13 protein-coding genes are annotated in these 13653 nt (G+C 63.3%); all 13 read right to left on the bottom strand.

Going from position 1 to position 13653, the window contains the following annotated elements:
• Window positions 1-65: 65 nt before the first annotated feature.
• On the bottom strand, window positions 66-1391 hold the full coding sequence (gene proS, locus J6595_RS05625) for a proline--tRNA ligase (protein WP_209593486.1): 1326 nt from the start codon (window positions 1389-1391) through the stop codon (window positions 66-68).
• An 808-nt stretch (window positions 1392-2199) separates the two neighbouring features.
• Window positions 2200-2466, bottom strand: coding sequence for a DUF1467 family protein (locus tag J6595_RS05620; RefSeq protein ID WP_209593485.1), 267 nt, complete (start codon window positions 2464-2466; stop codon window positions 2200-2202).
• A gap of 262 nt (window positions 2467-2728) precedes the next feature.
• On the bottom strand, window positions 2729-3133 hold the full coding sequence (gene mce / locus J6595_RS05615) for a methylmalonyl-CoA epimerase (protein WP_209593484.1): 405 nt from the start codon (window positions 3131-3133) through the stop codon (window positions 2729-2731).
• A 70-nt stretch (window positions 3134-3203) separates the two neighbouring features.
• Window positions 3204-4880 carry a ribonuclease J gene (locus tag J6595_RS05610; protein ID WP_209593483.1) on the bottom strand — a complete coding sequence of 559 codons (1677 nt, stop codon included), beginning with the start codon at window positions 4878-4880 and terminating at the stop codon, window positions 3204-3206.
• Window positions 4877-5725, bottom strand: coding sequence for a biotin--[acetyl-CoA-carboxylase] ligase (locus J6595_RS05605; RefSeq protein WP_209593482.1), 849 nt, complete (start codon window positions 5723-5725; stop codon window positions 4877-4879). The genes J6595_RS05610 and J6595_RS05605 overlap by 4 nt, the downstream gene beginning before the upstream one ends.
• A gap of 2 nt (window positions 5726-5727) precedes the next feature.
• A complete protein-coding gene (gene nuoN / locus J6595_RS05600; RefSeq protein WP_209593481.1) occupies window positions 5728-7170 on the bottom strand; it encodes an NADH-quinone oxidoreductase subunit NuoN in 1443 nt (480 codons plus the stop codon).
• Window positions 7171-7287: 117 nt separating this feature from the next.
• Window positions 7288-8802, bottom strand: coding sequence for an NADH-quinone oxidoreductase subunit M (locus J6595_RS05595; protein ID WP_209593480.1), 1515 nt, complete (start codon window positions 8800-8802; stop codon window positions 7288-7290).
• On the bottom strand, window positions 8802-10811 hold the full coding sequence (gene nuoL, locus J6595_RS05590) for an NADH-quinone oxidoreductase subunit L (protein ID WP_209593479.1): 2010 nt from the start codon (window positions 10809-10811) through the stop codon (window positions 8802-8804). The genes J6595_RS05595 and nuoL overlap by 1 nt, the downstream gene beginning before the upstream one ends.
• Before the next feature lie 5 nt (window positions 10812-10816).
• The gene (gene nuoK, locus J6595_RS05585) at window positions 10817-11125 is read right to left on the bottom strand and encodes an NADH-quinone oxidoreductase subunit NuoK (protein ID WP_207348827.1); all 309 of its coding nucleotides are present in this window, start codon (window positions 11123-11125) and stop codon (window positions 10817-10819) included.
• Window positions 11126-11147: 22 nt separating this feature from the next.
• The gene (locus tag J6595_RS05580; protein WP_209593478.1) at window positions 11148-11765 is read right to left on the bottom strand and encodes an NADH-quinone oxidoreductase subunit J; all 618 of its coding nucleotides are present in this window, start codon (window positions 11763-11765) and stop codon (window positions 11148-11150) included.
• A gap of 104 nt (window positions 11766-11869) precedes the next feature.
• Window positions 11870-12361, bottom strand: coding sequence for an NADH-quinone oxidoreductase subunit NuoI (nuoI, locus tag J6595_RS05575; protein ID WP_209593477.1), 492 nt, complete (start codon window positions 12359-12361; stop codon window positions 11870-11872).
• Between the two features lie 27 nt (window positions 12362-12388).
• The gene (locus J6595_RS05570; protein ID WP_209593476.1) at window positions 12389-12601 is read right to left on the bottom strand and encodes a hypothetical protein; all 213 of its coding nucleotides are present in this window, start codon (window positions 12599-12601) and stop codon (window positions 12389-12391) included.
• Window positions 12598-13653 carry an NADH-quinone oxidoreductase subunit NuoH gene (gene nuoH, locus J6595_RS05565; protein WP_209593475.1) on the bottom strand — a complete coding sequence of 352 codons (1056 nt, stop codon included), beginning with the start codon at window positions 13651-13653 and terminating at the stop codon, window positions 12598-12600. The genes J6595_RS05570 and nuoH overlap by 4 nt, the downstream gene beginning before the upstream one ends.

Below are 13653 nucleotides of genomic sequence, written 5' to 3'. Positions count from 1 at the left end.
TTCGAAACGCGAGAACGGCCTGCTGGACCGGCTCGCATCCGCCTGTGTGAGGGACTCGGGAAGGCTCACGCTGCGCTCACCCGGGCGACGACCGAGTCAAGCGGGATCGTCTCTCGCTCTCCCGTGGCGCGAATCTTGATCTCCGCCTCGCCGGATTTCGCGCCGCGCGGTCCGACGATCACCTGCAGCGGCAGGCCGATCAGGTCCATCGAGGCAAATTTGGCGCCGGCGCGCGTGTCCTGGTCGTCGTAAAGGACGTCGATGCCGGCAGCTTCCAGATCGCTGTAGATCTTGTCGCAGGCGGCGTCGCATTCCGCATCGCCGGGCTTCATGTTGATCAGCCCGACATCGAAGGGCGCGACGGATTTCGGCCAGATGATGCCGTTCTCGTCGTGGGAGGCCTCGATGATCGCGGCGATCAGACGGCTCGGCCCGATGCCGTAGGAGCCCATATGCACGGGCACGTCCCTGCCGTCGGGTCCGGTGACGACGGCATTCATCGCCTCGGAATATTTGGTGCCGAAATAGAAGATGTGCCCGACCTCGATGCCGCGCGCGGCAACCTTGTCGTCCTCGGGCAAGACGTCCCAGGCCGCCGTGTCGTGCATCTCGTCCGTCGCCGCATAGGGCGTCGTCCAATTCTGGACGATCGAGGCCAAAGAGACGGCGTCGGAGAAATCGACGTCTTCGCCGGGGACCTCGAGATCGAGGAATTCGCGGTGGCAGAACACCTCGCTCTCGCCCGTCGAGGCGAGGATGATGAACTCGTGGCTGAGATTTCCGCCGATCGGCCCGGTGTCGGCCCGCATCGGGATCGCCTTGAGGCCGCAGCGCGAAAAGGTGCGCAGATAGGCGACGAACATCCGGTGATAGGCGGTTTGCGCGGCCTCGAAATCGATGTCGAAGGAATAGGCGTCCTTCATCAGGAACTCGCGCGAACGCATGACACCGAAGCGCGGCCTCACCTCGTCGCGGAACTTCCACTGGATATGGTACAGATTGAGCGGCAGGTCCTTGTAGGAGCGCACGGAGGACCGGAAGATGTCCGTCACCATCTCCTCGTTGGTGGGACCATAGAGCAGTTCGCGCTCGTGCCGGTCCTCGATCCGCAGCATCTCCTTGCCATAGGCGTCATAGCGGCCGCTTTCGCGCCACAGGTCGGCGGACTGGATCGTCGGCATCATCAGTTCGAGCGCGCCGGAGCGGTTCTGTTCCTCACGCACGATCGCGCAGACCTTGTCGAGAACCCGCTTTCCCAGCGGCAGGAAGGAATAGATACCCGCCGCCTGCTGACGGATCATCCCCGCCCTCAGCATGAGGCGATGGGAGACGATCTCCGCCTCCTTCGGGTTCTCCTTGATGATGGGCAGAAAATACCGCGACAGACGCATCCGTGGTCCGATCAGATCGAGAGATTTTGCGCAAAGCACGCACTGGACCGGCTCTTAACCGGTCGTACCGGTGATGAAAAGACGGGATTTTCGAGCCCCCCGCCCTCCGTCGGCGTCCTGTCGCCGAACGGCCCTCGCCCGCCTGTTCCAAAATGACCGCACGGCGATCGGCGAGAGCGATGAGACAAACCCTGTAATCGCGGCCACACGATGATGACGATCCTCGCAGCCCCCGGGCCGTTCTTACGGCAGCGAACATGTCATGCCTCAGAATGCCGACGACGCCAACCGACGGCCAGCCGCCTTCATCGTGGCTGAGCGTTCGTTCAGGAGCAAATGTGACGGCTCAGATCACTTTCTGTCAGTCCCGTAAATTTTCACGTGACAAGTCGGTTATCGGACGGTAACGTTCGGCCGCATAAAAAGCGTGCCATGAATGGCGCGAAATTTAGCGGTCTAGTCTTGGGAGGACGTGATTTCCGGCGCGGCTCAAACCGCAGCCCCGGCGTAGTCCGGCGTGAAATCCAGGCGCGCGAATTGGATGCAAGGCGAAAGCCTTGCATTTTTTTTGTCCAATTTTTGAGCATGACCGCCTGGTCAGCGAACAGCGCGACCAGCGGGTTTTTCGGGCATCCCTCAGACCGCCACAAACGGATGCATCACACGACTGCATTCGATCGCGTATTCGCGTCGTTTCGAACGTGAACGACCCGCTACTGAGCAATATGCGATGAACGCAACGCTCGTCGGACAGCCAGACCTCGGGACATGAGCGTGGCTTTCAGCCGCAGGTCGTGCGGCGCGCTCGTCAGGTCCCGGGAATGACATGGGGCAAGTCGTCCGGGCCCAGGCCCCAGACCTGAGTGACGACGTAGAACGCCGCAAACACGATCGAGGCGAGGATCGTTGTCACGAGAACCTTGAAACCCATGCGCGCATTGACGGGAGCGCTTTCGGCCGTGCCGAGCGCCCTGTCGCCCGCCTCGTGCTGGGACTGGTGGCCGAGCGGCAGGACGACGAAGAGCGTCGTCCACCAGATGATGAAATAGACCGCCAGGCCTGAAATGATGCCCATGAAACCCTCCTCCCGGCGGCGACGCTTCGCTCTCTCCCGCGCGCGCCGCCATGCTCTTCGTGGCTATCAGGCCTACAGCATCGGCCCGAAAATCGGAATCGCTTTTCGGAAAGCGCGACGCGTCGGTCTGGACACTCACAGCGTCCTTTCTGCGTGCGATCGGCCGCAGGGCGCCCGGCGCGCCGATTTGGCGATCTGAAGAACGCGGGGCAAGGCCTGCCCCTCGGCGCCGGGCAACACGGGGATATGGACCGCGGCAGGGCTAGATCTGTTCCAGTTCCGTCAGCGTCCCGTGGACATCGCCTGGATGAAGGAACAGCACGGGCTTGCCATGGGCGCCGATCTTCGGCTCGCCGTCGCCGAGCACCCTCGCCCCGGAGGCCACAAGGTGATCCCGCGCGGCGAGGATGTCGGCGACCTCGTAACACAGATGATGCATGCCGCCATTCGGGTTTTTGGCGAGAAAGGCCGCGATCGGGGAATTCTCACCCAGCGGCTCGAGCAGCTCGATCTTGGTGTTCTCCAGCTCGACGAAGACGACGCTGACGCCGTGCTCAGGCAACGCTCGCGGCGCCGACACACTCGCGCCGAGCATGCTGCGATAGGTCGCCGCGGCAGCGTGAAGGTCCGGGACGGCGAGCGCGACGTGGTTGAGACGCATGAGCATCGAAACAGTCCTCCCGCTTGGCCGGCAGCGCATCGTAAGGCGCTGCGGCTGAATTCCGGCTGGCGAAGCCTTATGGCTTCGACACGAACACCGTCACGATCGGCTTCTTGCCCCAGACATCGGCGGCGGCGAAACGCACCGCCCGGCGGACGGCCTCGCGAACCGTCTCGATGTCACCCCGGCGCTTCGGCGGAATGCTCTCGAAGGCGTCGACGGCGGCGTCGGCGAGGATGTCCTCCATCTCGTCGCCCTCCTCGTCCGCCTGCGGCAGCCCGAGAATCACCATCTCCGGATCGTCGCGAAGTGCGAGCTTGGCGGTCATCTCGACATGGACGCTCACATGGCCCACGAAGGACAGGCGCCGCCGCTCGACGATGCCCATCTCCTCGGGCGTTCCGATCAGCCGGCCATCCTTGTAGAGCCGTCCGACCGGCACCTCGTCGATGACCGTCGCAGGCCCCGGCGACAGACGGACCATCGCGCCGTTGCGGATCGAGACCACGGTCTCGACGCCGGCCTCGCGGGCGAGTTTTTCATGCGCCACGAGATGCGCCGCCTCGCCATGGGCCGGGATCGCGATCTGCGGCCGCACCCAGTCGTACATCGCCTTCATCTCGCTGCGGCGCGGATGACCGGAAACGTGGACGAGCGCTTCGTTGTCCTCCAGAACCCTGATCCCGCGATCGATCAGCGCGTTCTTGATCTCGATGATCCCCTTTTCGTTGCCGGGGATGGAGCGCGACGAGAAGATCACCATGTCGCCCTTCGAAAGGCTGACCGCAGGGTGCTCGTCGCGGGAAAGACGCGCCAGCGCGGCGCGCGGCTCGCCCTGACTGCCGGTGAGGATGATCACCGCCTTTTCGCGGGGAATGTAACCGAAATCCTGCTCCGTCAGGAACGGCGGCAGACCTTCCAGATATTCGAGTTCGTCGGCGACATCGACGACGCGGCGCATGGAGCGCCCCATCAGCAGCACCTGGCGACCGGCATCGCGCGCGGCCTCGGCCACGGCACGGATACGCCCGACATTGGAAGAGAAGGTCGTCACCGCCACGCGGCCCGGCGCATCCGCGATGATCTTGGCCAGTGACGCCGAAACCTCGCGCTCGGAGGGGCTGATGCCGTCTCGCATGGCATTGGTCGAATCGGCGATCATGGCAAGAACGCCCTCGTCGCCGATCGCTCGCAGCCGCGCCTCGTCGGTGGGCGCGCCGAGCACCGGCGTCGCGTCGATCTTCCAGTCGCCGGTATGGAGCACCGTTCCCGCCGGCGTGCGGATCGCCAGCGCGACAGGCTCCGGAATGGAATGGGTGACGTTCACCGCCTCGATCTCGAAGGCCCCGACCGAAAACCGGTCCCCCGCCTTGAACAGCGTTACCGGGATCTTCGGCGCACCCGCCTCGCCCTCGCGCTTTGCGGCCAGAAGCGAGGCCGAGAAGGCGGTGGCGTAGACAGGCACCTTTAGCCGGGGCCACAGGTCGAGCAGAGCGCCGTAGTGATCCTCATGGGCATGGGTGATGACGATGCCCTTCAGCTTCAGCCGCTGTTCGGTGATGAAGCGGATATCCGGCAGCACCAGATCCACGCCGGGCATGTCGGGGCCGGCAAAGGAGACCCCGCAATCGACAATGATCCACTCGCGATCCGCCTCGGGGCCGAAGCCGTAGAGCGCGAAATTCATGCCGATCTCGCCGAGACCACCGAGAGGGCAGAAGACCAGTTCGTCGTTCTTGTTTTCGTTGTTCATCGAGCCTCTGCCTTGAAATTTCTGGCCGACGCGACCGCGCCGAAATGGACATCCCCCGCCGCAATTCTCGTCTCTTCGCCATCCTGCCCACGAACCACCAGATGGCAGTCCGAGTCGATGGTTTCAAACACCCCTCGCACGATCCTTCCGCCGAGATCGACCGCAATCTGCGAGCCGAGGCCGGTTGCACCCTGGAGCCATTTGTCGCGCACGGCGGACATGCCACGCCCGTCCTGCCAGAGCCGGAGATTGTCGACGAAGGCGTCGCTGAGAGCAAAGAAGAGGTCGGAGGCCGAACAGCCCGCTCCCATCGCAGAAAGGTCGGTCGCCGGATAGGGCGTGTCGCGGGGGTGATCGACGACGTTGACACCGATGCCGATGGCCACAGCCAGACCGTCCCTGCCCCCCTGGGCTGTTTCCAGCAGGATGCCGGAGACCTTCGCCCCGTCGGCGAGAACATCGTTCGGCCATTTCAGGGCAAAGCGCCCGCCGCCGCGAAGATCTCCGCCATCGGGAACGATGGAGACAGACCGGCTCGGCATCACCGCTTGGAGCGCGTCGCGCAGGCCGAGAGCGGCCACGAAGCCGAGCGAAGCCGCCGTCGCAAGTTCGACCTTCGGACGCAGGAGAAGCGTTGCGGCAAGATTGCCGGGTCGTCCATCCCAGGGTCGGCCGCGCCGACCCCGCCCCCCGGTCTGATGACCGGTGACGAGCCAGATCTTGCCGGGATCACCTTGCCCGGCCCGCTCGAGCGCGACCTGATTGGTCGAGCCGACCTCGGTGAAGGATTCGATCCGGAACCCGTCACCAAGCGCCGTTGGAGAAAGAGCGAAACCCGCCGTCACCGTCAGAAGAATGTCTTGGCCGCGGCCTCGGCCGCAGCAAAGATCGGCCCGCTGACGAAGATATAGACGGGAAACACGACAAGCCCGGTCACCCACAGAACCGCACGCAGCTCGATCGCCATCGGCACGAAGGCCTCCGCCGGCTCGTCGAACCACATCGTCTTGACGATGCGCAGATAGTAGAAGAGGCCGACGACAGAGGCGAGCACGCCGATGATCGCCAGCGGCCAGAGCCCGGCATGGACCGCCGCCATGAAGACGAAGTACTTGCCGATGAAGCCGGCGAGCGGCGGCAGGCCGGCGAGCGACAGCATCATCACGGTCAGGAACAGCGCCATCATCGGATTGGTCTGCGACAGGCCCGACAGATCGTCGATTTCCTCCACCATGCCGTCGCGCCGACGCATGGCGAGAATGACCGCGAAGGTGCCCAGCGTCATCATCAGATAGACGGTCATGTAGATGAGGACGCCGCGCACACCCTCCGTATTGGCCGCCGCCAGGCCGACCAGCGCGTAGCCCATGTGGGCAATCGAGGAATAGGCCATCAGGCGCTTGATATTGTGCTGGCCGATGGCGGCGAAGGCACCGAAGGCCATCGAGGCGATGGAGATGAAGACGATCACCTGCTGCCACTGGTCCGACAGCGGCTCGAAGCCCTGCACGGTGAAGCGCGTGAGGAGCGCCATCGCCGCGATCTTCGGCGCACCGGCAAGAAAGGCGGTGATCGGCGTCGGCGCACCCTCGTAGACGTCGGGCGTCCACATGTGGAACGGCACGGCGGAGATCTTGAAGGCGAGACCGGCCAGGACGAAGACGAGGCCGACGATGAGACCGACCGAACGGCCGCTCTCGGCGGCGACGGCCGCGATCTGCGTGAACTCGATGTGACCGGTGAAGCCGTAGACCATCGAAGCGCCGTAAAGCAGCATGCCGGAGGACAGCGCGCCGAGGACGAAATATTTCAGGCCGGCTTCGGTCGAGCGAACCGAATCCCGGTTGATGGCCGCAAGCACGTAGATCGCCAGCGACTGCAGTTCGAGGCCGAGATAGAGCGCGATCATGTCCCCGGCGGAGACCATCATCATCATTCCGGTCGTGGAAAGCAGCACGAGGACCGGGAACTCGAAGCGGTTGAAGCGCTCGCTTTCAGCAAAGCCCACCGACATGATCACCGCCGCGGCCGAGCCGATGAGGACGAGGATCTTCATGAAGCGGGCAAAGGGATCGAGAACGAAGGAGCCGCCGAAGCCGACACCGAGCGGCGTGACCAGGATCAGCCAGAGCGCCGCGATGATGATGACGGCGACGGATAGACCCGTGATCGTCTGCGCGCTCTTCTCACCCATGAAGACGCCGATCATCAGGAGGATCATCGCGCCGATCGCAAGGATCAGCTCCGGCGCGGCGATCTGAAGGCTGCTTGAGAGCATATCGGGCATCATGGGCTTACGGCCTCGAAGCTTAGGTTTGACATCCCCGCCGGCTTTGGCACGACGCGGATATTCCAATGGTCGTCATGGCGAGGCGGCCAGACCGCCCCGTCCGTTGTTGGGTCGCGGTCAGTGAAGCGCGGCGACCGATCCGCTGTTGGCTGCGTCAAGCGCCGCCGTGTAACCGTTGACGAGGTTCTCCACCGAGGCCGCCGTCACGTCGAAGACCGGCATCGGATAGACGCCGAAGAAGATCACCAGCGCGACGAGCGGATACAGCAGCAGCTTCTCGCGCCCCGAAAGATCGAGGATCGAGCGCAGGCTTTCCTTCTCGAGCGCGCCGAAGATGACCCGGCGATAGAGCCACAGGGCATAGCCGGCGGACAGGATGACGCCCGTCGTCGCGAAGATCGCGACCCAGCTGTTCACCTGATAGACGCCGATCAGCGTCAGGAACTCGCCGACGAAGCCGGACGTCCCCGGCAAGCCGACATTCGCCATGGTGAAGATCAGCATCACGACGGCGTAATGGGGCATGCGGTTCACCAGGCCGCCATAGGCCGCGATGTCACGGGTGTGCATGCGATCGTAGACGACGCCGACGCACAGGAACAGCGCCCCGGAGACGAGGCCGTGCGACAGCATCTGGAAGATCGCGCCCTGTACGCCCTGCTCGTTGGCGGCGAAGATGCCCATCGTCACGAAGCCCATATGGGCGACCGAGGAATAGGCGATCAGCTTCTTGATGTCCTCCTGCATCAAAGCGACCAGCGACGTGTAGATGATCGCGACGACCGAGAGCGTGAAGACGAAGGGCGCGAAATCGGCCGAGGCGATCGGGAACATCGGCAGGGAGAAGCGGATGAAGCCGTAGCCGCCGAGCTTCAGGAGAATGCCGGCGAGGATCACCGAACCTGCCGTCGGCGCCTCGACGTGAGCGTCGGGCAGCCAGGTGTGGACCGGCCACATCGGCATCTTCACAGCGAAGGATGCGAAGAAGGCGAGCCAGAGCCAGGTCTGCATCGAGGCCGGAAACTTGTGCTGCAGAAGCTCGGGGATCGAACTCGTGCCGGCGTTCCAGTACATCGCCATGATGGCGATCAGCATCAGCACCGAGCCGAGGAAGGTGTAGAGGAAGAACTTGTAGCTCGCATAGATGCGGCGCTTGCCGCCCCAAACGCCGATGATCAGGAACATCGGGATCAGGCCGCCCTCGAAGAAGATGTAGAAGAGGACGAGATCGAGCGAACAGAAGACACCGATGACCAGCGTTTCCAGCACGAGGAAGGCGATCATGTAGTCCTTGACCCGCACCTTGACGGACTCGAAGCTGGCGAGCACGCAAAGCGGCATCAGGAAGGTCGTCAGGATGACGAACAGCATCGAAATGCCGTCGACGCCCATGTGATAGGTGATGCCGCCACCGATCCAGTCGGCCCGTTCGACCATCTGGAAGCCGGGATCGGCGGGATCGAAGTCGATCCAGATCCACAGCGAGACGATGAAGGTGAACACCGTCGTCAGGAGCGCGACATTGCGCACGTTGCGCCGCGCGAGCTCGTTGTCGTCCTTGATGAACAGGATCAGGATCGCGCCCACCAGCGGCAGGAAGGTGACGGTCGAGAGGATCGGCCAGTCTGTCATCAGCTTGCTCCCCCGAGCATCATCCAGGTGACCAGCGCTGCCACGCCGATCAGCATCGCGAATGCGTAGTGATAGAGATACCCGCTCTGCAGCCGCACCACGCGTCCAGTCACGTCGAGGACGCGCGCCGAAACCCCGTCGGGCCCGAGCCCGTCAATGACCTTGCCGTCTCCGGTCTTCCACAGGAAGCGGCCGAGGTGCTGCGAGGGCTTCACGAACAGGAAGTCGTAGAGCTCGTCGAAGTACCACTTGTTGAGAAGGAACTGGTAGAGGCCGCGGTTGCGCTTGGCCGTTTCCTTCGCGAGGCTCGGCTGGCGGATATAGAACATGTACGCGACGACGAAGCCGATCACCATGCACAGCGTCGGCAGGATGGCGATCCAGAACGAGATCTCGTGCATGTCGTGGAGCACGTGGTTCTCGGCGCCGGTATAGAGCGCGGCATGCCAGAACTCGTCGTAGCCCTCGCCGATGAAGGAGTGTTCGAAGACGATACCGGCAAACAGCGCGCCGGCTGCGAGGACGTAGAGCGGCACCAGCATCACCAAGGGCGATTCATGGATGTGATGCATGACGTCGGCCGAAGCGCGCGGCTTGCCATGGAAGGTCATGAAGATCAGGCGCCAGGAGTAGAAGCTGGTCAGCGCCGCGGCGATCACCGTCATGCCCCAGCCATACAGGGCGAAGGAGTTGTGGCCGACGAAAGCCGCCTCGATGATCGCATCCTTGGAGTAGTAGCCCGCCGTGAAGGGAAATCCGGTCAGGGCCAGCGTTCCGATCACCATCATCCAGTACGTCTTCGGAATGTGGGTTCTCAGCCCGCCCATGCGACGCATGTCCTGCTCGTCGGAAACGGCATGGATGACCGAGCCGGCGCCGAGGAAGAGCAGCGCCTTGAAAAAGGCGTGGGTGAACAGATGGAAGATCGCCGGCCCATAGGCCCCGACGCCGAGGGCGACGAACATGTAGCCGAGCTGCGAGCAGGTCGAATAGGCGATGACGCGCTTGATGTCGTTCTGGACGAGGCCGATCGTCGCGGCGAAGAAGGCCGTCGTCGCGCCGATGAAGGTGACGAAGGTCAGAGCCGACGGGCTGAGCTCGAAGAGCGGGGACATGCGTGCCAGCATGAAGACGCCGGCGGTGACCATGGTCGCCGCGTGGATCAGCGCCGAGACCGGCGTCGGTCCCTCCATGGCGTCCGGCAGCCAGGTGTGCAGGCCGAGCTGGGCCGACTTGCCCATCGCGCCCATGAAGAGGAGCAGGCAGACAACCGTCAGCGCGCTGCCCATGGTCAGGCCATAGCCGGCGAAATTGAGAACGACGTCACCGGCGCCGTGAGCGGCCGCCCCGGCGCCCGCCGCAGCCGCCTCGTGGCCGCCGCCAAGCTGCGCCGCGACATCGGCGGCACCGGCGAAGATCGTATCGAAATTCACCGACCCGAACAGCGCGAAGACGCCGAAGATGCCAAGGGCAAAGCCGAAGTCACCGACGCGGTTGACGACGAAGGCCTTCATCGCCGCAGCGTTGGCGGTCGGCTTCTTGTACCAGAAACCGATGAGAAGATAGGAGGCGAGACCGACGCCCTCCCAGCCGAAGAACATCTGCACGAGATTGTTCGACGTCACCAGCATCAGCATGGCGAAGGTGAAGAGCGAGAGATAGGCGAAGAAGCGCGGCCGATGCGGATCGTGGTGCATGTAGCCGATCGAATAGACGTGCACCAGGGTCGAGACCGTGTTGACCACGACCAGCATGACCAGCGTCAGGCGGTCGATCCGCAGCGACCAGGCCACGTCGAGCGTGCCGGACTGCATCCAGTGGAGCAGCGGAACGCGCAGGGTCTCGCCCTCGCCGTAGCCGAAGGAGAGGAAGGCGATCCAGGACAGGATCGCGGCCACCACCATGAAGCCGGAAAGCGTGTATTCGCAAGCCTTCGCGCCGATCGACTTGCCGAACAGCCCGGCGATCAGGAAGCCCGCGAGCGGCAGGAGGACGATGATCGTGTACACCGCGATCAGCCTTTCATCGTGTTGACGTCGTCGACGGCGATCGAGCCGCGATTACGGAAGAAGACGACCAGAATGGCGAGGCCGATGGCGGCCTCTGCGGCTGCCACCGTCAGGATGAACAACGCAAAAACCTGGCCGACGAGATCGCCGAGAAAGGCCGAGAAGGCCACCATGTTGATGTTCACCGACAGCAGGATCAGCTCTACCGACATCAGGATCGTGATGATGTTCTTGCGGTTCATGAAGATGCCGAAGACGCCGGTGACGAACAGGATCGCCGCGACTGTCAGGTAATGGCCGAGACCGATTTCCATGGCTTTTCTCGTTCCTTGTCCCTCAGAGGCCCCGGCCGCTCTCGACCTTGCGGATCTCGATGGCCGTTGCGGGGTTCCGCGCGTTCTGGGCGGAGATCGACTGGCGCTTGATGCCTTCCTTGTGGCGAAGCGTCAGAACGATCGCTCCGACCATCGCGACGAAGAGGATCAGGCCCGCCAGCTGGAAGAAGAGGATGTAGCGGGTGTAGAGCACCGAGCCGAGGGCATTGATGTTCGACAATTCGTAGAGCGGCTGCATCGGCAGCGCCGTCGTCTGCGAGAGTTCGGGGTGATAGGCCCCGCCGGTCGCCGCGATGATCAACTCGGCCAGGAGAACGAGACCGATGATCAGCCCGAAGGGTGCGTATCTCAGCGCCCCCTTCTTCATCTGCCCGAGATCGAGATCGAGCATCATGACGACGAAGAGGAACAGGATCGCGACCGCGCCGACATAGACCACGATCAGGATCAGCGCCAGGAACTCGGCGCCCGCCAGAAGAAACAGCCCCGCCGCAGCGACGAAGGTCAGAATCAGGAACAGGACCGAATGGACCGGGTTGCGCGCGAACACGACCATGAGCGCACCGCCCACGGCGATGAACGCGAAAATATAGAAAAAGAATGCCTGAAGGCCGAGCATTCTCGGGCTCCCCTCATGTCCTGTACGCGGCAGGCTTGCCGCATCGTTTGATCGTCAGCGACCGACTCGTTCCGCCGGTCCCCACTCGCCGCGACGCCGCCCGATTAGCGGTAGGGCGCGTCGAGCGCAATGTTGCGAGCAAGCTCGCGCTCCCAGCGATCACCGTTCGCGAGGAGCTTTTCCTTGTCGTAGTAGAGCTCTTCGCGGGTTTCGGTCGCGAATTCGAAGTTCGGCCCCTCGACGATGGCATCGACCGGGCAGGCCTCCTGGCAGAAGCCGCAATAGATGCACTTCACCATGTCGATGTCGTAGCGGATCGTGCGGCGGGTGCCGTCGTTGCGGCGCGGGCCGGCTTCGATGGTGATCGCCTGTGCCGGGCAGATCGCCTCGCACAGCTTGCATGCGATACACCGCTCCTGGCCGTTCGGATAGCGCCGCAGGGCATGCTCGCCGCGAAAACGTGGTGAAACCGGGCCCTTCTCGAAGGGATAGTTCACCGTCGCCTTCGGCGCGAAGAAATATCGCATCGAAAGGCCGAACGCCTTCACGAATTCGATCAGAAACAACGAACGGACGGTCTGGGCAATCTGGGACATGGGCTTCGCCCTCCCCCTCCTTGAACTTTACGAGGCGATGGTCTGGCCGACGAACCAGCCCATCACCGGAAACAGGATCAACTGCGAGATCCGGGCGACATTCAGCGCCGTCTTTGCCCCGAGCCGTTCGGCCGGTCGCTCGCGCTGCATCCGGTCCACCACGGCGCCGATCACGTAAAAATCGACGAGGCCCACGACGAGACCGGCGAGGCCGCCCAGGACACCCGGATCGACAGTCATGCGCCCGGCGCACCCCAGCCCGAAAGCTGCAGGACGAAGGCGACGATCACGACCATCGCCAGCGACAGAGGCAGGAAGACCTTCCAGCCGAGACGCATCAGCTGATCGTAGCGATAGCGCGGCACGAAGGCCTTCACCATGGCGAACATGAAGAAGACGAGGCCAGCCTTCAGAAGGAACCAGATGAAGCCCGGAACCCAGGTGAAGGGAATGAAATCGAAAGGCGGCAGCCAGCCACCCAGGAACAGGATCGTCGTCAGGCAGCACATCAGGGTGATGGCGGCATATTCGCCGAGCATGAACATCATGTACGGCGTCGAGCCATATTCGACCATGAAGCCTGCGACGAGTTCCGATTCAGCTTCCGGGAGATCGAAGGGTGGCCGGTTCGTCTCGGCAAGCGCCGAGATGAAGAAGACGATGAACATCGGGAAGAGGCTCAACCAGTGCCAGTCGAGGAACGAGCTTGGCAGGCCGATCATGGTCCCGAGGCCGGCGGATTGGGCGACCACGATGTCGGTGAGGTTCAACGAACCGACGCACAGGAGGACGGTAACGATGACGAAACCGATCGAAACCTCGTAGGAGACCATCTGCGCCGCCGAGCGCAGCGCGCCGAGGAAAGCGTATTTCGAATTCGACGCCCAGCCGCCCATGATGACGCCGTACACCTCAAGGGAGGAAATGGCGAAGACGTAGAGAATGCCGATATTGATGTTTGCGATCACCCAGCCATTGGCCACGGGTATGACCGCGAAGGTCGCCAGCGCCAGCGTCACCGCGATCAGCGGCGCCAGAAGGAAGACCACCTTGTCGGAACTTGCCGGAACGACCGGCTCCTTCAGGACGAACTTCAAAAGATCGGCAAAGGACTGGAACAGCCCCCAGGGGCCGACCACGTTCGGGCCGCGACGCATCTGAACGGCGGCCCAGATCTTGCGGTCGGCCAGAAGGATATAGGCGATCAGAACGAGCAGAACGACCAGGAACAGGACGCTCTGGCCGAGAATGATCAGCCCCGGCCAGACATAGGTGGAGAAGAAGTCCGTCAC

It is taken from the genome of Jiella mangrovi (genome assembly GCF_017815135.1).
In the GTDB taxonomy this organism is placed as follows: domain Bacteria; phylum Pseudomonadota; class Alphaproteobacteria; order Rhizobiales; family Rhizobiaceae; genus Jiella; species Jiella mangrovi.
The sequence above is the reverse complement of the archived record's forward strand: the minus strand, read 5'-3'. Positions and strand labels throughout refer to the sequence as shown.